This is a genomic window from Sphingopyxis sp. NFH-91, from assembly GCF_021401285.1.
Lineage (GTDB): Bacteria > Pseudomonadota > Alphaproteobacteria > Sphingomonadales > Sphingomonadaceae > Sphingopyxis > Sphingopyxis terrae_A.
Map to the genome: position 1 here is coordinate 573,424 of NZ_JACBGA010000001.1, position 20,448 is coordinate 593,871.

At 65.9% G+C, this 20,448-nt stretch carries 21 protein-coding genes; 14 read left to right on the forward strand and 7 right to left on the reverse strand.

What is annotated here, in order from left to right; translation table 11 throughout:
- The first annotated feature begins 30 nt into the window (after positions 1 to 30).
- Positions 31 to 429: an Hpt domain-containing protein gene (locus tag L0963_RS02880; RefSeq protein ID WP_186402590.1), complete on the forward strand. Its 399-nt coding sequence runs from the start codon at positions 31 to 33 to the stop codon at positions 427 to 429.
- Here the strand turns inward: L0963_RS02880 and L0963_RS02885 are convergent.
- Positions 422 to 1,675: a DUF418 domain-containing protein gene (locus L0963_RS02885; protein ID WP_217372654.1), complete on the reverse strand. Its 1,254-nt coding sequence runs from the start codon at positions 1,673 to 1,675 to the stop codon at positions 422 to 424. The two genes, L0963_RS02880 and L0963_RS02885, sit on opposite strands and share 8 nt — an antisense overlap.
- A 151-nt stretch (positions 1,676 to 1,826) precedes the next feature.
- Here L0963_RS02885 and L0963_RS02890 point away from each other — a divergent pair, with 151 nt between their 5' ends.
- Entirely contained in the window at positions 1,827 to 2,645 is an 819-nt protein-coding gene (locus L0963_RS02890) for a Coq4 family protein (RefSeq protein ID WP_062900682.1), read from the forward strand.
- Positions 2,646 to 2,662: 17 nt separating this feature from the next.
- On the opposite strand, the gene L0963_RS02895 is transcribed toward L0963_RS02890, so the two are convergent.
- The 5 genes from L0963_RS02895 to L0963_RS02915 form a co-directional block, all read right to left on the reverse strand.
- Entirely contained in the window at positions 2,663 to 3,403 is a 741-nt protein-coding gene (locus L0963_RS02895; protein ID WP_186402592.1) for a DUF72 domain-containing protein, read from the reverse strand.
- A gap of 126 nt (positions 3,404 to 3,529) precedes the next feature.
- On the reverse strand, positions 3,530 to 5,785 hold the full coding sequence (gene purL / locus L0963_RS02900; RefSeq protein ID WP_186402593.1) for a phosphoribosylformylglycinamidine synthase subunit PurL: 2,256 nt from the start codon (positions 5,783 to 5,785) through the stop codon (positions 3,530 to 3,532).
- An 83-nt stretch (positions 5,786 to 5,868) separates the two neighbouring features.
- Entirely contained in the window at positions 5,869 to 6,165 is a 297-nt protein-coding gene (locus tag L0963_RS02905; protein ID WP_062900679.1) for a hypothetical protein, read from the reverse strand.
- A 132-nt stretch (positions 6,166 to 6,297) separates the two neighbouring features.
- Complete coding sequence (locus L0963_RS02910; protein ID WP_062900678.1) at positions 6,298 to 6,711, reverse strand: DUF2177 family protein; 414 nt, start codon at positions 6,709 to 6,711, stop codon at positions 6,298 to 6,300.
- The gene (locus L0963_RS02915; RefSeq protein ID WP_062900677.1) at positions 6,708 to 7,379 is read right to left on the reverse strand and encodes a hypothetical protein; all 672 of its coding nucleotides are present in this window, start codon (positions 7,377 to 7,379) and stop codon (positions 6,708 to 6,710) included. Before L0963_RS02915 ends, L0963_RS02910 begins: the two co-directional genes overlap by 4 nt.
- A gap of 73 nt (positions 7,380 to 7,452) precedes the next feature.
- Here L0963_RS02915 and L0963_RS02920 point away from each other — a divergent pair, with 73 nt between their 5' ends.
- The 8 genes from L0963_RS02920 (at position 7,453) to tgt (ending at position 15,100) form a co-directional block, all read left to right on the forward strand.
- Positions 7,453 to 7,716 (forward strand): exodeoxyribonuclease VII small subunit, encoded by a 264-nt coding sequence (locus tag L0963_RS02920; RefSeq protein WP_058813173.1) that lies wholly within the window; start codon positions 7,453 to 7,455, stop codon positions 7,714 to 7,716.
- Between the two features lie 27 nt (positions 7,717 to 7,743).
- The gene (locus tag L0963_RS02925; RefSeq protein WP_062900676.1) at positions 7,744 to 8,643 is read left to right on the forward strand and encodes a polyprenyl synthetase family protein; all 900 of its coding nucleotides are present in this window, start codon (positions 7,744 to 7,746) and stop codon (positions 8,641 to 8,643) included.
- Complete coding sequence (gene coaD / locus L0963_RS02930) at positions 8,643 to 9,149, forward strand: pantetheine-phosphate adenylyltransferase (RefSeq protein WP_003040543.1); 507 nt, start codon at positions 8,643 to 8,645, stop codon at positions 9,147 to 9,149. The genes L0963_RS02925 and coaD overlap by 1 nt, the downstream gene beginning before the upstream one ends.
- 98 nt (positions 9,150 to 9,247) lie before the next feature.
- The gene (locus L0963_RS02935; RefSeq protein WP_186402594.1) at positions 9,248 to 9,994 is read left to right on the forward strand and encodes a peptidylprolyl isomerase; all 747 of its coding nucleotides are present in this window, start codon (positions 9,248 to 9,250) and stop codon (positions 9,992 to 9,994) included.
- Positions 9,995 to 10,019: 25 nt separating this feature from the next.
- Complete coding sequence (gene queA / locus L0963_RS02940; RefSeq protein ID WP_186402595.1) at positions 10,020 to 11,045, forward strand: tRNA preQ1(34) S-adenosylmethionine ribosyltransferase-isomerase QueA; 1,026 nt, start codon at positions 10,020 to 10,022, stop codon at positions 11,043 to 11,045.
- 164 nt (positions 11,046 to 11,209) lie between these two features.
- Positions 11,210 to 13,333, forward strand: coding sequence for a putative bifunctional diguanylate cyclase/phosphodiesterase (locus L0963_RS02945; protein WP_234178548.1), 2,124 nt, complete (start codon positions 11,210 to 11,212; stop codon positions 13,331 to 13,333).
- Positions 13,334 to 13,397: 64 nt separating this feature from the next.
- Complete coding sequence (locus L0963_RS02950; protein WP_003040526.1) at positions 13,398 to 13,886, forward strand: hemerythrin domain-containing protein; 489 nt, start codon at positions 13,398 to 13,400, stop codon at positions 13,884 to 13,886.
- Positions 13,887 to 13,975: 89 nt separating this feature from the next.
- Positions 13,976 to 15,100 carry a tRNA guanosine(34) transglycosylase Tgt gene (gene tgt / locus L0963_RS02955; protein WP_062900673.1) on the forward strand — a complete coding sequence of 375 codons (1,125 nt, stop codon included), beginning with the start codon at positions 13,976 to 13,978 and terminating at the stop codon, positions 15,098 to 15,100.
- 4 nt (positions 15,101 to 15,104) lie between these two features.
- On the opposite strand, the gene L0963_RS02960 is transcribed toward tgt, so the two are convergent.
- A complete protein-coding gene (locus tag L0963_RS02960) occupies positions 15,105 to 15,275 on the reverse strand; it encodes a NepR family anti-sigma factor (protein WP_156000915.1) in 171 nt (56 codons plus the stop codon).
- Between the two features lie 211 nt (positions 15,276 to 15,486).
- On the opposite strand from L0963_RS02960, the gene L0963_RS02965 reads away from it, so the two are divergent.
- The 4 genes from L0963_RS02965 to L0963_RS02980 are packed head-to-tail and all read left to right on the forward strand — an operon-like array spanning position 15,487 to position 20,293.
- Positions 15,487 to 16,281 carry a response regulator gene (locus tag L0963_RS02965; RefSeq protein ID WP_062900672.1) on the forward strand — a complete coding sequence of 265 codons (795 nt, stop codon included), beginning with the start codon at positions 15,487 to 15,489 and terminating at the stop codon, positions 16,279 to 16,281.
- Between the two features lie 54 nt (positions 16,282 to 16,335).
- A complete protein-coding gene (locus L0963_RS02970) occupies positions 16,336 to 19,038 on the forward strand; it encodes a bifunctional [glutamine synthetase] adenylyltransferase/[glutamine synthetase]-adenylyl-L-tyrosine phosphorylase (RefSeq protein ID WP_062900671.1) in 2,703 nt (900 codons plus the stop codon).
- Positions 19,035 to 19,502, forward strand: coding sequence for a peroxiredoxin (locus tag L0963_RS02975; protein ID WP_186402598.1), 468 nt, complete (start codon positions 19,035 to 19,037; stop codon positions 19,500 to 19,502). The genes L0963_RS02970 and L0963_RS02975 overlap by 4 nt, the downstream gene beginning before the upstream one ends.
- Positions 19,502 to 20,293, forward strand: coding sequence for a ferritin-like domain-containing protein (locus tag L0963_RS02980; RefSeq protein WP_217372653.1), 792 nt, complete (start codon positions 19,502 to 19,504; stop codon positions 20,291 to 20,293). Before L0963_RS02975 ends, L0963_RS02980 begins: the two co-directional genes overlap by 1 nt.
- Positions 20,294 to 20,448: the final 155 nt, after the last annotated feature.

The window sequence follows — 20,448 nt, forward strand, 5'->3', positions numbered from 1 at the left end:
GGACCAGACTGAACACCGAGGGACGGAAAATTGGACGAGATCCTGGTCGATTGGAGTGAATTTCGCGCGACTCGCACCCAGTTGGGGGCGGCATTCGTGCGGATTCTGGGCTATTTTCGCGAGGACGGCATCAAGTCGGTCGCCGCGATCGAAGAGGCGATGCGCGCGCGCAGCGCCGGCGGCCTCGTCATGCCTGCCCATACGCTCAAGAGCGAGGCGCGCCAGTTCGGCGCCGAACGGCTCGGCGCGCTGGCCGAAGATATCGAAATGTTCGCGCGCCACTGCGTCGAGGCGCAGGTCAGCCCGGAAGAATATCTGCCGCGCGTCGTCGAACTGCGCCCGCTGTTCGAGGAAACGCTGACCGCGCTCGAACGCGAAGCGAACCCGCTCGTCCAGCGCCGCCCGACTTTCGGCCGCGCCGTCAGCTAAGCGCTGGACCTTCGGCCAGCGCACGCCGCATCGGTTGTCGCTGCCAGCGCGACAGGCTGCGAAAAAGCCATTCGAGCGGGCCATATTCGAAACGCTCAAGCCAGGGCTTCGACCACAGCAGCATCGCCGCCCACATGGCGAAGCAGAAGAGGTAGAGCGCCGCGCGCGGCACGCTGTCGAACAGCGCCAGCCCATAGCCGTAGAAGATCGTCGTCATCACCACCGACGTCGCGAGATAGTTGGTGAAGGCCATGCGTCCGGTGGCCGCAAGCCGGGCGCGCAGCGCAGGCGATGCCGCGGTCCTGATGAGCAGCATGATGAGCGCGGCCCAGCCGACCGTCATCACGAAATCGAACGGGGTCGACCAGACGAGTGCCGCACCGAACACCGTGACGGTACCGAAACCCGTGGCTGCGCTATGCCAGGCCAGCAGCGCGAGCGGCGGCGCGGATAACAGGAAGGCCGCGATCGCCCATTTGCGATAGCGCGCGGCGACCCATTCGCCCGTCAGCATCCGCGCCCTGAACAGCGCCATGCCGATCAGCATCAGCGCCATGCTTTCCCAAAGGAACAGCATCACCTGTGTCAGCGGTTCGAGCGCACCCGCGCCGAACCGCATCCCCGCGATCGCGCCGTAGCTTCCCAGATAATGGGCGACATCCCTGGCATAGTCGGGCGAGTCCGGACCCATCATCGCGTTGAATTGCGCCATCTGTTCCCGCGCCTCGGCGGCCGCAGTGCCGGGCAATTGCCCCGCTTCGAGCAGCGTCATCGACAGCCACATCGATCCCATCAGCGCCATCGCGACCAGCAGGAAGCCCGCCGCCCACCAAAGCAGCGCGCGCACCGACAGACCGCGGAACAGGAAGAGCAGCAGGCCGCAGACGGCATAAAGCGACAATATGTCGCCGAACCAGATGAAATAGAAATGCGCGAGGCCAAAGAGGCCGAGCCACAGCATCCGCGCATAATGCGTCGCCGCCGCGCTGCGGCCCGCCGCCTCGGCGCGCTCGATCACCAGCAGCGTGCTCGCCCCGAAGAGCATCGAGAACAGGCCGCGCATCTTCGAATCGACGAAGACGAAATTGAACGCCCATGCGGCAAGGTCCGCCCCGCCCGGCGCGCCGCCCGCGGCGGGGTTGAAATAGGCGCTCATCGGCATCGCAAAGGCGACGATGTTCATTGCCAATATGCCCATCACCGCAACGCCGCGAATCGCGTCGAGGCTTTCGTACCGGTCGGTCATGCTTCGTCCCCCAACACGTCTATCGCCGAGGCCGACGGCCGCGTCCAGCGGCTTGTCCGGCCCGCACGTACCGGCCATTCACGATATATTGACATTTGTGTCAGTAGTGACTAGATCGAGACTTCACGGCCCCAACCGCAAGAGATACGCTATGACCGCTATCCCGCTGATCCACCCCGACCGCACCGACACCGGCTTTCGCCCGCTGAAGGCGCTGCACCATTTCCGCAAGCTGATCGCCGACAAGGAGGACACCGAACAGGTGTTTCACATTCTCGACGCGCTGCGCGACAATCGGTTCAAACGGTCGGTCGCGCGTTTCTTTGCGACCGCGGAAGGTCAGAAGGTCCTAGCCGATCGCCCCTATCTGCCGGCGATGCTCGACGATCATGACGCGCTGCGCAAATTGCCCGAAGGCAGCGTCGGTCGCGTCTATGTCGATTTCATGGAACGCGAAGGGCTGACCGCGCAGGGACTTGTCGATGAATCGATGAAGTTCCGCCGCACCAAGCCGCGCTTCGACGATATGGTGGAGCTTTATGGCGACCGGCTGCGCGACACGCACGACCTCTTCCACATCCTGACCGGCTATGGCCGCGACGCGCTGGGCGAACAATGCGTGCTTGCCTTCTCGTACAGCCAGACGCCAAGCTGGGGGACACTGTTCATCGCCTGGGCGGGCGCGCGCGAGATCCGCAAGGGTTTCGGCAGCCGCTACCCGATCTACGGTGCGGTCCGCGAAGGCCAGCGTATCGGCCGCGTCGCACAGCAGATCGCCTTTCAGAATATCGAGGCGCTGCTGGCCGAACCGATCGACGCGGCGCGCCAGCGTCTGGGGATCGCCGAGCCGAAAATCTACAAGCAGGTCCACGCGATGATGCGCGCCGATGGGGTCGATCCCTATGACCTGCTCGGTACCAAAGAGGCCGCCGAAGCGGCGACGCAGCCCGAACTCGCGCAGGCGGCCTGAACGCCGCTTGCTCTTGCTCAGCCGCCCAATCGGGCGATCAGGGCCTGCGCCGCTGCAGGATTGCGCACCTTGGCGCCCGCGATAAAGAAGACATAAGCGTCGCGCTCGCCGGCCGCCCAAGCCTTCGCGCGCGCCTCCCAATGGTCGAGCGCCGCCTCGTCGTAGCCCGTCGCGACATCGTCGCGGCTGCGCTGCAGCCGCGCATAGCTGAAGTCCGCCGTCGCCTCGTCGATGCACGGGAATTCGTCGCTGTCGGCGAAGACGATCGCCATGTTGCGCTCGCGCGCCAGGTCGACGAAGGCGGCGTCGCGAAAGCTCTCGTGCCGCACCTCGAGTGCGTGGCGCAGCGGTAGCCCGTCCTGGCTTTCGGGCAGCAGGTCGAGGAAGCGCGCGAAATCATCGCGATCGAAGGTCTTGGTCGCCATGAACTGCCACAATATCGGCCCGAGCCTGTCGCCAAGGCGCGTCAGTCCCTGCGTCAGAAATTTCTCGACCGACGCCGCGCCATCGGCGAGCTGCTTGCGATTGGTGCAGAAGCGTGACGCCTTGACGCTGAATTTGAACCCGTCGGGGACCGCGGCCGCCCAATTGGCGAAGCTTTCGGGCTTCTGGCTGCCATAATAGGTGCCGTTGATTTCGATCGCGGTCAGATGCTGCCCGGCATAGTCGAGCTCGCGCTTTTGCGGATGTTTCGGCGGATAGAAGGTGCCCCGCCACGGTTCGTAGGTCCAGCCGCCGATGCCGATGTGGATGGTCATGAGTCGGTCACCTCCGCGCAAAATGGAGCGTCGTCATTGCGAGGAGCGAAGCGACGCGGCAATCCCCAGCCATCGTCTCGCACGACCGGTCGCCGGAGATTGCTTCGCTACGCTCGCAATGACGACCTAGGCAAGCGCTGCGTCAGCCCCCATCAGCGCCGGGAAAAAGCCCTCATGCGCCTCGCGTAGCTCGGCGAGCGTCACCGAAAAATCGCTCTCGGGCAGTTCGAAGACGATGCGGTCCTTGATCGTCCGACCAAGCGGATCGACCGGCACGTCGGCGCGGTTCGCAGCGTCGAGGAAGTCGGCGAGGCAGGTGTCGCAGACGGTGACGAGATAGAGGCCCTGATCCTCGCCGAAAAAGCTTTCGGCAATACCGAAGGGCTGTTCCTCGCTGACGAGCACGCCAATGCCTGATTTCAGGGCCATTTCGGCGAGTGCAACCGCGACGCCGCCGTCCGACACATCGTGGCAGGCGGTAATCCAGCCGGCGTTGATTGAGTGGCGGATGAAATCGCCGGTGCGCTTTTCGGCGCGCAGGTCGACCGGCGGCGGCGGGCCTTCCTCGCGACCGAGGATTTCGCGCAGCCAGACCGACTGGCCGAGGTGGCCGGCGCGCTCGCCGACCGCGAGCACGATATCGCCGGTGCGCTTGAAGCCGATGCCGACGGCCTTCGACAGATCGTCGATCACGCCGACGCCGCCGATCGCGGGGGTGGGCAGGATCGCGCTGCCGCCGCCGGTCGCCTTGCTCTCGTTATAGAGGCTGACATTGCCCGAGACGATCGGATAGTCGAGCGCGCGGCACGCCTGGCCCATGCCGTCGAGGCACCCGGTGATTTGCCCCATGATCTCGGGGCGCTGCGGATTGGCGAAGTTGAGGCAGTTGGTGATCGCGAGCGGGGTCGCGCCGACCGCGCTGATGTTGCGCCAGGTTTCGGCGACCGCCTGCTTGCCGCCCTCGACCGGGTCGGCATAGCAATAGCGCGGGGTGCAGTCGGTGCTCATCGCGAGCGCGCGGCCCGTGCCGTGGATGCGGACGAGCGCTGCGTCGCCGCCGATCTGCACCGTGTCGCCGCCGACCTGGCTGTCATATTGTTCGTAGATCCAGCGGCGGCTTGCGATGTCGGGCGATCCCATGAGCGTCTTGAGGTCGGCCGCGACATCGGCGGTTTCGGGGACGTCGGTCAGGTCGGGCTGCTTCGGCGTCGGAACGTGCGGCCGGTCATAGAGCGGCGCATCGTCGGCGAGCGGGGCGAGCGGGATGTCGCAGACGATCTCGCCATGATGTTCCAGCACCATGCGCCCCGTATCGGTGACGGTGCCGATAACCGCGAAGTCGAGTTCCCATTTCTCGAAGATCGCCTTCGCAAACTCTTCCTTGCCGGGCTTCAGGACCATCAGCATGCGTTCCTGGCTCTCGGACAGCATCATTTCATAGGCGGTCATGCCGGTTTCGCGCTGCGGCACATCGTCCATCTTGAGGTGGAGGCCGACGCCGCCCTTCGACGCCATTTCGACCGACGAGGAGGTGAGTCCCGCAGCGCCCATGTCCTGGATCGCGACGATCGCGTCCGACGCCATCAGCTCGAGGCATGCCTCGATCAGCAGCTTCTCCGTAAAGGGATCGCCGACCTGCACCGTGGGGCGCTTCTCCTCGGCATCCTCGCCGAAGTCGGCCGACGCCATCGTTGCGCCGTGGATGCCGTCGCGGCCGGTTTTCGATCCGACATAGACGATCGGATTGCCCACGCCGCTGGCGGCCGAATAGAAGATCTTGTCCTGCTCTGCGACGCCGACGGTCATCGCGTTGACCAGGATGTTGCCGTCATAGGCTTTGTGGAAATTGACCTCGCCGCCGACGGTCGGAACGCCAACGCAATTGCCGTAGCCGCCGATGCCGTGGACGACGCCCGAGATGAGATGCTTCATCTTCGGATGGTCGGGGCGGCCGAAGCGCAGCGCGTTGAGGTTCGCGACCGGACGCGCACCCATCGTGAAGACGTCGCGCAGGATGCCGCCGACCCCGGTCGCCGCGCCCTGATAGGGTTCGATGTACGAGGGGTGGTTGTGGCTCTCCATCTTGAAGATCGCCGCGAGCTTCGTGCCGTCGGGACCTTCGCCGATGTCGATGACGCCGGCATTTTCGCCGGGGCCGCAGATCACCCACGGCGCCTCGGTCGGCAGTTTCTTGAGGTGGAGGCGCGAGCTTTTGTAGCTGCAATGCTCGGACCACATGACCGAAAAGATGCCGAGTTCGACAAGGTTCGGTTCGCGCCCCAGCGCGGCGAGGACGCGCTCATATTCTTCCGGAGACAGGCCATGGTCGGCGACGATCTCGGGGGTGATGACGGAGGCGGGCGCGCTTGCTGTCTGAGTCATGGCGCGCCTTTAGCGATGTACGCGCGAAACGAACAGACCCCACGATGCTTTTCGCACCATGGGGTCCGGGTCGGAGAGGTGTCTCAGCGCGCGGCGAGCGTCACTGCCGCTTTCCCGAGCGGTTCGACGTCGCGCAGCGAGAAATTGACCTGCTGGGTGCCGACGGTGCCGCGCACGCGGTGAGTGCCGACGCGCAGCTTGAACGGCTTGCCGCTCTTCTCCTCGATCCCGCTGATGATGCGATAGCCGTCGGTTTCGGTCACCGAATAGGCATATACATGGCCGGCATGTTCGAAACGCTGCTGCGCCGGTTCGGCAGCCGCGACAAAGGCGGGCGCCAGCACGGCGGCGGCGAACGCGGGAAATAGGATAATTTTCATCGTGCAAGTCCTTGTCTTGATGAACAAAACTTGCCTTTAAGCCCCTCTTTATTGTGCGCCGCAGCATGACGGCGCGCGCACGGCGCAGCAATTGCAAAAAACTTTATCGGGATTGCAAAAGGAGGCTGCGTTTCAGGTGGTGCGCGGCGCGACGGTCAGCACGATCCAGGCCGCCGCGCCGGCGGCGAGGCCGGTCGCGACGCTGCCCCAGGCGATGTCGAGCAGCGTCACCTTGGTCGACCAGATCTTCATCGTGGCATGATTGGTGAGGTCGTAGGTCATGTAGCAGAAGAAGCCGAACAGCGCCCCCCATTGCGCCGCGACCTGCCAACGCCCGGCCTCGATCGCGGGGGCGACCGCGAAAATCTGGATGCCCAGCATATAGAGGGCGTAGAAGATCAGCGCGGGCGCGGGCCGCCATCCGTCCATAAGCAACGTACCGATTTCGGGGCGGTAGACCGCGGGCACCATCGTGCGGAGCCACAAGGCGTCGAGCAGGCCGAAAAGGATCGCGGTGGCGACATAGCCGATCGCGTAATGGATCATGTCGAGGCCTCCTCCTGCGCCATCACGACAGCGCGGTTCGCGCCCGCCCACGCCGCGACGAGCGCAAGGACGATATAGGCGGCGAGCATCGTCAGCGGGATTTCGATCGAATAGTCGGGCGCCTTGGCGCCGAACCAGTCGACCGCCTGGACCGCCGCGAGCAAGCCGCCGAGGATCCACAATCGCCGGTTGCCGGTCGGCGCGCTGGTCCGGCGTGCATAATAGATCATCGCTGCGGCGGTCAGTCCGATCTCGAGCGGCATTTCGGCGAGCGGATAATTCCACAGCCCGAACCCGAGTTTCGGCGGCGCGCCATAGAGGGTGAGGTCGGGGATATGGACGATCAGGTCGGCGAACCAGTGCGAAACGACGACCAGTGCCGTCAGCAACGCCGCCTCCCGCCGCCGGGTAATCGCCCCGACCAGCGCGCCGAACGCCGCACCCCACAGCAGCGCGCCGAGCAGGCTGTGCGTGTAGGGCATGTGATAGAGGTCCATCGGGTTCATCGCCGTGATGCCGGGAACGACGCGCATCGCCTCGCCCCCCGGGATCAGCAGCGCGGCGAAGCCGATATCGACGAGTTGCGCCGCCACGAACAGCGTTCCGAGCCCCGGGGCCCTGGGCCGGGTGGCGGCGACGAGCGCCGGGGCGAAATGGCCGACGAACATGACGGCGATGCTATCGACGAAAAGGGCGACGTCAAGCTTGACCGCAGCGCCCTTCGCGGGCCAAAGCTGGGGGATGACGGATACCCCCGATACCGCCGCTGCCGCCGATATTGCGGCGCTGTCCTTCGAAGCCGCGATGGGCGAACTCGAAACCATCGTCCGCCGCCTCGAAAGCGGTGATGTCAGCCTCGAGGAATCGGTGGCGCTGTACGAACGCGGCCATGCCCTGCGCGCGCACTGCGAAGCGCGGCTTGCCGCGGCGCAGGCGCGCATCGAGCAGGTCGGGCTCGGCGCCGACGGACAGCCCGCCGGAACCAAGCCTTTCGGCGAAGGCTGAGGCGCGGTGGCACTGGCCGAGGGGGCAATGCAGAATTCTTCCGATCTTCTCCGCAATGCGCTGGTCGAAGTGGCGGCGGGCATCGACGCGCTGTTCGATCGCCTGCTGGCGGTCCCGCAAGACCCGCGCGCGCGCCTCTATGAAGCGATGCGCCATGCTGCGATCGGCGGCGGCAAGCGGCTGCGCCCGCTGCTGGTCTGCGCGGCGGCGGACCTGTTCCATGTCGACCGTCAGCTCAGCCTGCGCGTCGGCGCCGCGGTCGAGGCGATGCATGTCTATTCGCTGATCCACGATGACCTGCCGTGCATGGACGATGACGATCTGCGGCGCGGCAAGCCGACCGTGCACAAGGCGTTCGACGATGCGACCGCGGTGCTGGCGGGCGATTCGCTGCATGCGCTCGCCTTCGAATGGCTGATCGATCCGGCGACGCATGCCGATCCTTTCGTGCGCAGCGAGCTTGTTCGCGAACTCGCACTGGCCGCCGGACCGGCGGGCATGGCGGGCGGGCAGATGATGGACCTGATGGCCGAAACGTCGAATTTCGACCTGCCGACGGTGACACGGCTGCAACAGCTCAAAACCGGCGCCCTCATCGGCTTTTCGGTCGAGGCGGGGGCTATCCTCGCGCGTATTCCGGCCGAAGGGCGGCGCCCGCTGCGCGGCTATGCGCGCGACATCGGCCTCGCGTTCCAGATCGCCGACGACATCATGGACGTCGAGGGCGACGAGGCGCTGGCCGGCAAGGCGCTGCACAAGGACGCGGATGCGGGCAAGGCGACCTTCGTCACGCTGATGGGGATCGACCGCGCGCGCGAACAGGCCGGGCTGCTCGTCGATCAGGCAATTGCGCATCTGGCCGGTTTCGGCGAAGAGGCGGCGCTGCTGCGCGCGATCGCGCGCTTTGTGGTGGAAAGGGACCGTTGATGCGCATTGGGGTTTATCCCGGAACCTTCGACCCGATCACGCTCGGCCATATGGACATCATCCGCCGCGGCGCCAAGCTGGTCGATCGGCTGGTAATCGGGGTGACGACCAATATCACCAAATCGCCGATGTTCGACGACGAGGAACGGCTGGCAATGGTCCGCCGCGAGGTAGAAGGGATCGATGGCGACATTCGCGTCGTCGGCTTCAATTCGCTGCTGATGGACTTTGCCGAGCGCGAGGGGGCGACGGTGATCGTCCGCGGGCTGCGCGCCGTCGCCGATTTCGAATATGAATATCAGATGGCGGGGATGAACCAGCAGCTCAACAACCGCGTCGAAACCGTGTTTTTGATGGCCGACGTCAGCCTGCAGCCGATCGCGTCGCGGCTGGTCAAGGAAATCGCGATCTTCGGCGGCGACATCCACAAATTCGTTACCCCCGCCGTTCGCGATGCCGTCGTCGCGCGGATATCCGAACGCGGACTTCGCCAGGGCGAGGGCTGATCCCGTCGCCGGCAATCCGATCATTGAGCGTTCAGCTTTTTCCCGCTAGGTCGCGCCAACGGGGCGCGAAGCAGTTTTTGATAGAGGCCTGACCCAGCATGAAGATGATTTTCCGACCCATGGTCCTGACGGCGCTTGCGTTCGGGCTCGCGCTTCCCGCCATGGCGCAGGAGGCCCCGGCGACGACGGACCCCGTGGCGGCCGCCGCACCCGCAACCGAAGCGGCGCCGGCAACCGATACCGCGACCGAAGCCGCGCCGACGATCAAGCCCGAGCAATATCTGGGCAATCCCGAATATATGCTCAACCTCGACCTTTCGACCGGCGGCCGCGTCGTGGTGCAGCTTTATCCCGATGTCGCGCCGCATCACGTCGAACGCGTCAAGCAGCTTGCGCGGGCCGGCTTTTACGACGGGGTGAAGTTTCACCGCGTGATCGACGGCTTTATGGCGCAGACGGGCGATCCGACCGCGACCGGGCAGGGTGGATCGGAGCTTCCCGACCTCAAGGCCGAGTTCAACGATACGCCGCATCTGCGCGGTACCGTGTCGATGGCGCGTGCGCAGAGCCCCGACAGCGCGAACAGCCAGTTCTTCATCATGCTGCAGCCGCGCTTCAGCCTCGACCATAATTACACCGCCTTCGGCCGCGTCGTGTCGGGCATGCAATTCGTCGATGCCGTGCACAAGGGCGAGCCGCCGGCGGTGATGTCCCGCATGGTCCAGGTGTCGGTGGCCGCCGACAACAAGCCGATGCCGCCGGCATCGATGCTGACCGAGGATCAGCCGGCAAAGCCCGCCACGGATATCACGGCCGATCAGCTCGACGCGCCGATCCAGCGCTGACCTTGCCGCACGCGCGATCCTGATAATGCGCGTCGACGCATTCGATTTCGATCTGCCGCCCGAGCGCATCGCGCTCCGTCCGGCGCGTCCGCGCGATGCGGCACGCATGCTCGTCGTGGTGGGCGGTGCGATGACCGATGCCGGGGTGCGCGACCTGCCACGATGGCTGCGGCCGGGCGACTGTCTGGTCTTCAACGATACCCGCGTCATTCCCGCCCAGCTCGAAGGGCGTCGCGGCGATGCGCGCATCGGCGCCACGCTCCACAAGCGGATCGACCTTCGCCGCTGGCAGGCGTTCGTCCGCAACGCCAAGCGGCTGCGCATCGGCGAGACGGTCGATTTCGGCGCAGGCGTCGGCGCACTCGCCGAGGACCGGCTGGCCGACGGCAGCTTCATCCTCTTCTTCCCGGGCGAAGAGCCGGTCGAGCTGCTGCTCGAACGCGCGGGCACGATGCCGCTGCCGCCCTATATTGCGGGCAAGCGCGCCACGGACGATGCCGACCGCAGCGATTATCAGACGATGTTCGCGCAAAAGGACGGCGCCGTCGCCGCGCCGACCGCGGCCTTGCACTTCACGCCCGATCTGCTCGCGGCGCTCGGCGCGGCGGGGATCGAGAGCGAGACGCTGACGCTGCACGTCGGCGCGGGCACCTTTCTGCCGGTCAAGGCCGACGATACCGAAGATCATGTCATGCACGCCGAATGGGGGGTGATCGATTCCGCGACCGCCGAGCGGCTGAACGCGGTGCGCGCCCGCGGCAACCGGGTCATAGCGGTCGGCACCACCAGCCTGCGCCTGCTCGAAAGCGCGGCGGGCGAGGAGGGGGTAATCCGGCCCTTCGAAGGCGATACGGCGATCTTCATCACCCCCGGCTACCGCTTCCGCGCCATCGACGGACTGATGACGAACTTCCACCTGCCGCGATCGACCTTGTTCATGTTGGTCAGTGCGCTGATGGGATTGGAGACGATGCAGGCGGCCTATGCGCATGCGATTGCCGGTGGATACCGGTTCTACAGCTACGGCGATTCGAGCTTGCTCCTACCCTGAACGGGACAATTTTCCGCGGCCGGGAAGCGGATATTTACATTATGGCAAGGCATTGGCCCCAAATATCTCCGCTAGTGGGGACCAGCACGAGTGTCGTTGTAATCATGCCATTTCGCGGGGACGGGGAACATGTCGATGGGGGCGCTGCGACGGGTAGTCGCGGCTTGCTCGGCAAGTTCGGCGCGCGCGCCGCGCGTTCGGGCGCTGAAGCGATCCCCAATCTGCACACCCGCGAAGCGCTGCTGCTGCTCCAGAATTACGAGGAAAGCGGCCGCGGCTGGTTCTGGTCGACCGATACCCAGGGCCGGCTGACCTATATCACCGATGCCGTCGCGCGCCTGATGGGCCGGTCGAGCGGCGAACTGCTCGGCACGCCGCTCACCGATCTGTTCCTGCCGCCCGAAAGCCACGGCGAGCGGCAGCGCACGCTGCCGTTCCTGCTGACGCGCCAGTCCAAATTCGACGATCTGCCCCTGCGCAGCGCCTTTGAGGGCGATGATCGCTGGTGGGCGATTTCGGGGCGGCCGCACCATGACGATCGGGGCAATTTCTGCGGCTATCGCGGCAGCGGCACTGACATCACCGCGCAGCGCCGATCGGCCGAGGATGCTTCGCGGCTCGCGCTCTATGATTCGCTGACCGGACTCGCCAACCGTTTCCACATCTCCAAAAAGCTCGACACGACGCTCGCGGCCTTTTCGCAGCAGCAGCGGAGCTGCGCGATCATGCTGCTCGACCTCGACCGCTTCAAGCAGGTCAACGACACGCTCGGTCACCCGGCGGGCGATGCGCTGCTCAAGCAGGTTGCTGAGCGATTGCTCAAGATCGTCGGCGACAAGGAGATGGTCAGCCGGTTGGGCGGCGACGAATTCCAGATCATCCTGCCCGATATCGAGGATCGCGGGCGCCTCGGCGATATGGCCGCCGACATTATCGGCAGCCTGTCGCAGCCCTATTCGGTCGAAGGCAGCCGCTGCATCATCGGCGCGTCGGTCGGGGTCGCGATCGCGCCCTTCGATGGACAGTCGAGCGAGGATCTGGTGCGCAACGCCGATCTTGCGCTTTATGCCGCAAAGGGCAACGGGCGCGGCCGGTTCCGCTTCTATTCGAGCGACCTGCATCAATCGGCCGAGGATCGCCGCGCGCTGGAGGAGGACCTGCGCGACGCGCTGGCGCGCGGGCAGATGGAGTTGACCTATCAGCCAGTCGTCAATGCCAAGAGCAATATGGTGACCGGCGTCGAGGCGCTGCTGCGCTGGAACCATCCCGACCGCGGCCCGATCTCGCCCGCACTGTTCATCCCGATCGCCGAAGAGGCCAATCTGATCTGGCCGCTCGGCGAATGGGTGCTGCGCAAGGCGTGCGAGGATGCTGCGCGCTGGCCGGGCGACTTGCGTGTCGCGGTCAATGTGTCGGCGATCCAGTTCGCCAATGGAGACCTGCCCAAGATTATCACCAGCGCGCTGTCCAACGCCGGACTGCCCGCCGACCGGCTCGAACTCGAAATCACCGAAAGCGTATTCCTGGCCGATTCCAGCGAGACGGCGCGGATGTTCACGGCGCTGAAGGCGCTTGGCGTGCGGCTGGCGCTCGACGATTTCGGAACCGGCTATTCGTCGCTCGGCTATCTGCAATCGGCGCCGTTCGACAAGATCAAGATCGACCAGAGCTTCGTGCGCGGTGCGACCGTAAAGGGATCGCGCAATGCGGCGATCATTGCGGCAATCGTCGCGCTCGCCGAAGCGCTCGACATGGAAACGACGGCAGAAGGCATCGAATCGCTCGATCAGCTCGACCTGATCCGCAAACTCAACGTCAGTCACGTCCAGGGTTATGTCTACAGCAAACCGGTCGCCAATGCCGAACTGGTGGAGCGTACCGAGGGCGGCGCGTGGACGATCAAGCCGTCGGGCCCGGCGCGTCAGCGCAACGACCGCTTCCAGATGTTCCGCAAGGTGCATGCGATTCACGACAATCATCGCTACGCGGTGGTGATCCGCAACCTGTCGCGCACCGGCGCCTTCATCGAGGGAATTCTGGATGTTCCGGTCGGGACGCAATTTGTGATCGACTTCGGCGAAGGCCAGCTCGCGACGGCGACGGTGCGGCGCTCGATCAATCATCAGCAGGGCATCGAATTCGAACAATCGATGGTCAGCGACGGCAATGGCGGGCTCTGCACCCGCCACCGCGTCTCCCCCTATCTGATCGCGGCGGCGAGCCAGCAGGCTGCGAATACGCTCGTTCTGCCGGCGTTCAGCACCTCGAGCGACTGGAAGGCCGCCTGAACCGGGAACCGCGCCGCGCGTCGGTCGTTCTACCTCCGATCCCATTCACGGAACGGAGACCATCATGGCTGAGACGAAGATTTTCGCGCGGCTGAAGGCCGACCACGACCGCCACCGCGACCTGCTGGCGCGCATCGACGAGACCCACGGCGACAGCGACGAGCGCCGCACCTTGTTCGAGGCGTTCCGCGTCGAAGTGACCGCGCACGCCGCGTCGGAGGAAATGTCGCTCTATGCGACGATGCTCGCCAAGCCTGAACTGCGCGACGATGCGCAGCACAGCGTGTCGGAGCATAAGGAGATCGAGGATTTCCTGACCGAGCTTTACGAAATGGATTTTGCCTCGACCGGCTGGCTCACCCGCTTTCGCACGATGAAGGACCGCTATCTTCATCATATCGACGAGGAAGAGGAAGAGATGTTCCCGGAGGCCGAGAAGGATCTTTCGGAGGCGAAGAAGCAGGAATTGCTCGCCATCTTCGAAAAGGAAAAGCCGAAAGAAAAGGCCAAGGCGGCCGAGGAAGAACCGTCGAGCGAGCACGAGCGCGCCTAGGCGGAGGTCTCTGTTTGCCGGACAGCGTTGCGGCGTCCTTGGCGCTCTGACCTCGACTTTCGGCGCCGTCCCCGTCATAGGCGCGCGCCATGACCGACAGATTCGCTTTTCAGGTCGCCGCGACCGACGGCGCCGCGCGTACCGGCGTGATCCGGATGCAGCGCGGCGATATTCGCACCCCCGCCTTCATGCCGGTGGGTACCGCCGCGACGGTGAAGGCGATGCGCCCGGCCGAAGTACGCGCGACGGGCGCCGACATCATTCTTGGCAACACCTATCATCTGATGCTGCGTCCCGGCGCTGAGCGCATGGCCCGCCTCGGCGGGCTGCACGATTTCATGGGCTGGGACCGGCCGATCCTGACCGACAGCGGAGGCTATCAGGTGATGAGCCTCTCGGCGCTGACCAAGCAGAGCGAAGAGGGCGTGGCGTTCAAGAGCCATCTGGACGGATCGCGGCACATGCTGACCCCCGAACGATCGATGGAAATCCAGCGACTGCTCGGCAGCGATATCGTCATGGCATTCGACGAATGCCCGCCGAACGGCGTCGATGCCAAGCGCGCCGAGGCGAGTATGGAGCGGTCGATGCGCTGGGCAGCGCGCAGCCGCGTGGGCTTCGACGCGGGCGAGGCGCACGCCGCGCGGTCGGCGCTTTTCGGGATCCAGCAGGGATCACTCGACGAAAAGCTGCGCGCGCGATCGGCCGAGGCGCTAATCGACATCGGTTTCGACGGCTATGCGATCGGCGGGCTGGCGGTCGGTGAGGGACAGGAGGCGATGTTCGGGGTGCTTGATTTTGCGCCAGGCCAGCTTCCCGCCGACAAGCCGCGCTACCTGATGGGTGTGGGCAAGCCCGACGATCTGGTGGGAGCGGTCGCGCGCGGGATCGACATGTTCGATTGCGTGCTGCCGACGCGCTCGGGCCGCAACGGGCAGGCCTTCACCTGGGACGGTCCGCTCAACATCCGCAACGCCAAATATGCCGAGGATCTGGGGCCGCTCGATGCGTCGTGCGACTGCCCCGTCTGCACGACCTGGTCGCGCGCCTATCTCCACCATCTCGTCCGGTCGGGCGAGATGCTGGGCGCCATGCTGATGACGCAGCATAATCTGCATTTCTATCAGGCGTTGATGCAGGCGATGCGCGACGCCATCGCCGAAGGCTGTTTCGCCGCCTTCCAGAGCGATTTCGCGGCGCGATACCACCGCTGAAAAATCAGTCGAGCTTGTTCAGAAGGTCGAGCATGGATTGCGGGATCGTTTCGTCGATCGCCGACTCATAGGCGCGCCGAAGCGCAAGATTGACATCCTGCGCCTTTCTGGGGAGCTTTTTCTCGGCGTCTTTCCCGGCGGCCTTTTCGGGCGACGAGCCGGCCTTAGACGTCATTATCGTTGCTTCCTTGCGACATGGGCCCCGTTGCTAACCGCGCCTTCACCAAACTGCAATGGCGCGTTTGTTCCTTCCCTATGAAACCAAATTGCGGCTAAATCGTTCCCATCAAGTGAAATTATGTCGGGGGCGCACGCATTTCCTTGCCGGACCCTCGATATTCTGCGGGTTTTCAAGCGGGTTCATCGTCCGCATGTGGAGGTAATATATGTCCTTGGGTCAGGCGATCGCGCCGCATCTTCCCTATCTGCGGCGCTATGGCCGCGCGATTTCCGGAAGCCAGCCGGCGGGCGATGCGCTGGTGGCACGCTTGCTCGAAACGCTGGTGGCCAACCCGGCCACAGTCGATCTCGATCATGATTTGCGCGTCCAGCTCTATCGCATGGTCCATGATAATTTCGGCCTCGTCGCCGAACAGGCGGCCGCGAACGACGATGGCGCCTCGCCCGAAATCGCGATCGCCGACGCGCGGCTCCGCCGTATCCCCTCGCTCGCACGCCAGGCGCTGCTGCTCACCGCGGTCGAAGGCTTTGATGCCGAGGATACAGGGAGGATCATCGGCCGCGACACCGATGCCGTGAACGCCCTGATTGCAGAGGCGACCGAGGAAATCGAACGCCAGACGCGCGCGCGCATCCTGATCATCGAGGATGAACCGATCATCGCGATGGACATCGAAATGATCGTCCGCGATCTGGGGCACGACGTCGTCGCGGTGGCGACCACCCACGCCGAGGCGGTGGCCGAAGCGCAGACGCACAAGCCGGGCCTGGTCCTCGCCGACATTCAGCTCGCCGACAATAGTTCGGGCATCGAGGCGGTGCAGGAAATCCTGACCGGCATGAACGTGCCGGTGATCTTCATCACCGCTTTCCCCGAACGACTGCTCACAGGCGACCGTCCCGAACCGGCTTTCCTGCTGACCAAACCCTATCAGCCGGCCACGCTCCGCGCCGCGATTTCGCAGGTACTGTTCTTTGACGAAAGCACCGTTCCGGCCTGACCTTTTGTCAGTGAGGGTTGCGAGCGCCGGTTGAGCAGGCGATAGCGGCGGGCGATGACAGCCGCCCGCCAGTCCGCGCTCGACCGCCTGACCGCCAACGCCCCGTTTCTCGCGCGGCTCGCGGAGCTTTATCCCGACGACGTGGCGCGCTTTCTGGCCGATGGGGCCGATGCGGCGCTGCCGCCGGTGGCGCTGCCAGCGGCGGACGACGACATCATGCCAGCGCTGCGCCGGTGGCGCGGGCGCACGGCGCTGCTGCTCGCGCTCGGCGATCTGTCGGGCGAGCATGATGTGGCGGCAACGACGCGCCACCTCTCCGCCTTTGCCGATGCCGCCTGCGACGCGGCGCTGGCCGCAGCCTTTGCCGAGCGCGTCCCCGGAGAGGCGCCGCGCGGGATTGCCGTCATTGCGCTCGGCAAGCTCGGCAGCCACGAACTCAACTATTCGTCGGACATCGACCCGATCCTGATCTTCGACCCCGACACCATGCCGCGCCGCTCGCGCGACGACCCCGATGAGGCGGCGGTGCGGATCGCGCGGCGGATGGTCGAAATCCTGTCGGCGCGTACTGCCGATGGCCATGTGTTGCGCGTCGATTTGCGCCTGCGCCCGCACCCCGAAGTGACGCCGATCGTCCTGCCCGAAAGCGCCGCCATATCCTATTATGAGTCGGAGGCGCTGGCATGGGAGCAGGCGGCCTTCATCCGTTCGCGTGCGTCGGCGGGCGACCGCGCGCTCGGGGAGCATTTCCTCGACGCGATCCAGCCCTTCATCTGGCGGCGCAGCCTCGATTTCCGCCAGCTCAAGGAAATCGGCGCGATGAGCGACCGCATCCGCGACCATTTCGCGCAAGGGCAGGCATTCGGCCCGGGTTTCGATCTCAAGCGCGGCCGCGGCGGCATTCGCGAGATCGAATTTTTCGCGCAGGTTCACCAGCTCATCTACGGCGGGCGCGATCCGTCGCTGCGCGTGCCGGCGACGGTGGACGCGCTCGCTGCGCTCGCCGGAGCAGGACGGATCGATGCCGATATCGCGACGCGGCTTGCCGATCATTATGCGGTGCTGCGGCGGATCGAACACCGGTTGCAGATGATCGAGGATCAGCAAACGCACAGCCTGCCGGTCCAGCCCGTCGCGCTCGACGCTGTGGCGCGGCTCGACGGAGCGCCCAACGGCGCCGCGCTGCTCGCCGCGCTCGAACCTGTGGTTACCGATGTCGGCGCCGTCTACGACCGGCTGGTGGCCGAACGCGCGGTGGCGCGCGGGCTGCCGATGGGCGAGGGGGAGCTGGCGGGGGCGCTCGCCGCGGCGGGGTTCGATCCGCCCGACGCCGCGCTGCGCACCATCACCGAATGGCGCGGCGGCAAGGCGCGCGCGCTGCGCAGCCCGGCAGCACTCGAGGCGCTGGAGACGGTGCTCCCCGAACTCGTTCGGGCGCTCGGCGCGGCACCCGATCCCGACGCGGCGCTCGTCCGCTTCGACAAGCTGGTGGGGGGGCTGCCCAGTGCGGTGGGCTTCTTTCATCTGCTCGCGGCGCAGCCCGCGCTGGCGAAAATCGCGACGCGCATCCTCGCGCTCGCGCCCGCGCTTTCCGATGCGCTCGCGGCGCGCGTCGAGCTGATCGAGGGGCTGATCGACGCGCGCGCGTTCGAGGCACCGGCCAGCAAGACCGAACTGCTCGCCGAATGGGCGCCGACGCTTGCCGGTCTCGATTATGAGCGGTTGCTCGACCGCGTGCGCGACCGGGTGGGCGAGCGGCGTTTTGCCTATGGCGTACAACTGATCGCGGGATCGACCGACCCGCTGATCGTCGCGCGCGGTTATGCCGATCTGGCCGAAGCGGCGTTGCAGGTGCTCGCCGACGCCACGGTTGCCGAATTCGTCGTCGCGCACGGCCGCGTTCCGAACAGCGAACTGGTCGTGCTCGCGCTCGGGCGGCTTGGCGGCAGCGCGCTGACCCATGCCTCCGACCTCGATCTCATCTATCTGTTCACCGGCGACCATCTCGCGGAATCGGACGGGCTGCGGCCGCTCGGCGCCACGACCTATTACAACCGGCTTGCGCAGCGGGTGACGGCGGCGATGTCGGTACCGACCGCGGCGGGCAAGCTCTACGACGTCGATGTCCGGCTCCGCCCGTCGGGCGCGCAAGGGCCGCTGGTGGTCACGGTCGACAGCTTCGACCGCTATCAGCGGGAGGAGGCGTGGACGTGGGAGCATATGGCGCTGCTGCGCGCGCGCGCTGTCTATGGCTCCGACGCGGCGCGCGCCGAGGTGGGCCGCGTGATCGAAAAGGTCCTGACGGCGCCGCGCGACCGGGCCGCGGTCGTCGCTGACGCCGCGACGATGCGCGATAAGATCGCCGCGCATAAGCCGCCGCAGGGCGCGCTCGACATCAAGGGCGGCCCCGGTGGGCTCGTCGATCTGGAATTTGCCATGCAGACCGAGCAACTGGCGAGCGGGCGCTGTCGCGATCCGCATATCCCGACCGCGCTCGCCTGCCTGGAAGCAGCGGCATTGGCGCCGACCGGAATGGGGACGGCGCATGCGCTGCTTGCGCGGATGCTCGTCATGCTGCGACTGACCGCGCCCGAAGGCGCCCCCGCCAACGCGGCGGCGCGCAAACTGGTCGCCAGCGCCTGCGGCGAACCGGGCTGGCCGCAACTGCTTGCCGCGCACGATGCGGCGCGGCAGGAGGTCGGCGACTGGTGGGCCGCGATTCGGTCCGCCGCGCCCCAGAAGGAGAAGGACGAATGAGCGCACTCGCGATCGGAGACGATATTCCGGCCGGCACGCTTGCCGATGCCGACGGCGCAGAGATCGACCTCAAGGCGCTGAAGGGGGCGCCGCTGGTCGTCTATTTCTATCCCAAGGCGGATACGCCGGGCTGCACCACCGAGGCGCAGGATTTCACCCGGCTCGCACCCGATTTCGCGCATCTGAATGCGCAGGTGATCGCGGTGTCGCGCGACGCGCCGGCGAAGCTGTGCAAGTTTCGCGACAAATATGGTCTGACCGTGCGGCTCGCCTCCGACGAGGACGGCAGCGTGTGCGAAGCCTTTGGCACCTGGGTCGAAAAGCAGAATTATGGCCGCACCTATATGGGAATCGAACGCTCGACCTTCCTGTTCGGGGCCGATGGCAAGCTCGCCCGCGAATGGCGCAAGGTGCGCGTGAAGGGCCATGCCGATGCGGTGCTGGAGGCGGCAAAGACGCTCTGATGCAAAGCCTGGGCGAAGCGGCGCGCGCGGTCCTGCTGACGGCGGACCCGCACGACAAGCGCCGCGCGGCGCGGGCGTTGGCGCGGGCGTGGCGCCGCGGCGCGCTTGCCCAGCGCTGCGACGTGGCGATGCCGGATCAGCCCGCCTGGCCGGCCGAGCCCGCGCTGCTGCCGCCGAACCAGATGCCGCGCCGCCGCAAGGGCGGCTCCGAGCGGGGTCGCATCGCGATGCTCCATGCGCTGGCGCATATCGAATTCGTCGCGATCGATCTGGCGGTCGATCTGTTGGGGCGCTTCGGCGACTGCTTCCCGCGCGGCTTCGTCGATGACTGGATCGCCGTCGCGGCCGACGAGGCGATGCATTTCGCGCTGCTCGAGCGGCGCCTGCGCACGCTTGGCAGTCACTATGGCGCGCTGCCCGCCCATGCAGGCCTGTGGGAAGCGGCGGCGGCGATCGCCGACGATCCGCTCGCGCGGCTGGCGATTGTGCCAATGGTGCTGGAGGCGCGCGGCCTCGACGTGACGCCCGCCACCGTCATGCGCTTCCGCGCCCAAGGCGACGAGGCTTCGGCAAAGATATTGGAGCGCATTTATACCGACGAGATCCGGCATGTGAGCGCCGGCACTGTCTGGTTCAACTGGATGTGCGACGAATTGGGATTCGCCCCGGCGCCGACATGGCAAACCCTCGTGAAATCGCGATTTCGCGGGGTGCTGAAGCCGCCGTTCAACGACTCGGCGCGCCGGGATGCCGGTTTAACGCAAGAATACTACGCTGTTATTGCTTCGTAAGGATCGCCCACGCAGTAACCATCGCGGGCAAGGGAATAATCCCATCCACGAGAAACAACCGGCGCCGACACCGCCGTAAAACGGGTCGGCGACAAGGCGATAGCGGGGTCGATACGTGCGAAACGCTTCTCTGGGGCAAAAGTTCCGATTTGGTC

Coding starts and splice junctions, on each gene's coding strand:
- L0963_RS02885 (WP_217372654.1), bottom strand. CDS start 1,675: ATGACCGACCGGTACGAAAGCCTCGACGCGATTCGCGGCGTTGCGGTG.
- L0963_RS02890 (WP_062900682.1), top strand. CDS start 1,827: ATGACCGCTATCCCGCTGATCCACCCCGACCGCACCGACACCGGCTTT.
- L0963_RS02895 (WP_186402592.1), bottom strand. CDS start 3,403: ATGACCATCCACATCGGCATCGGCGGCTGGACCTACGAACCGTGGCGG.
- purL (WP_186402593.1), bottom strand. CDS start 5,785: ATGACTCAGACAGCAAGCGCGCCCGCCTCCGTCATCACCCCCGAGATC.
- L0963_RS02905 (WP_062900679.1), bottom strand. CDS start 6,165: ATGAAAATTATCCTATTTCCCGCGTTCGCCGCCGCCGTGCTGGCGCCC.
- L0963_RS02910 (WP_062900678.1), bottom strand. CDS start 6,711: ATGATCCATTACGCGATCGGCTATGTCGCCACCGCGATCCTTTTCGGC.
- L0963_RS02915 (WP_062900677.1), bottom strand. CDS start 7,379: ATGTTCGTCGGCCATTTCGCCCCGGCGCTCGTCGCCGCCACCCGGCCC.
- L0963_RS02920 (WP_058813173.1), top strand. CDS start 7,453: ATGACGGATACCCCCGATACCGCCGCTGCCGCCGATATTGCGGCGCTG.
- L0963_RS02925 (WP_062900676.1), top strand. CDS start 7,744: ATGCAGAATTCTTCCGATCTTCTCCGCAATGCGCTGGTCGAAGTGGCG.
- coaD (WP_003040543.1), top strand. CDS start 8,643: ATGCGCATTGGGGTTTATCCCGGAACCTTCGACCCGATCACGCTCGGC.
- L0963_RS02935 (WP_186402594.1), top strand. CDS start 9,248: ATGAAGATGATTTTCCGACCCATGGTCCTGACGGCGCTTGCGTTCGGG.
- queA (WP_186402595.1), top strand. CDS start 10,020: ATGCGCGTCGACGCATTCGATTTCGATCTGCCGCCCGAGCGCATCGCG.
- L0963_RS02950 (WP_003040526.1), top strand. CDS start 13,398: ATGGCTGAGACGAAGATTTTCGCGCGGCTGAAGGCCGACCACGACCGC.
- tgt (WP_062900673.1), top strand. CDS start 13,976: ATGACCGACAGATTCGCTTTTCAGGTCGCCGCGACCGACGGCGCCGCG.
- L0963_RS02960 (WP_156000915.1), bottom strand. CDS start 15,275: ATGACGTCTAAGGCCGGCTCGTCGCCCGAAAAGGCCGCCGGGAAAGAC.
- L0963_RS02965 (WP_062900672.1), top strand. CDS start 15,487: ATGTCCTTGGGTCAGGCGATCGCGCCGCATCTTCCCTATCTGCGGCGC.
- L0963_RS02970 (WP_062900671.1), top strand. CDS start 16,336: ATGACAGCCGCCCGCCAGTCCGCGCTCGACCGCCTGACCGCCAACGCC.
- L0963_RS02975 (WP_186402598.1), top strand. CDS start 19,035: ATGAGCGCACTCGCGATCGGAGACGATATTCCGGCCGGCACGCTTGCC.
- L0963_RS02980 (WP_217372653.1), top strand. CDS start 19,502: ATGCAAAGCCTGGGCGAAGCGGCGCGCGCGGTCCTGCTGACGGCGGAC.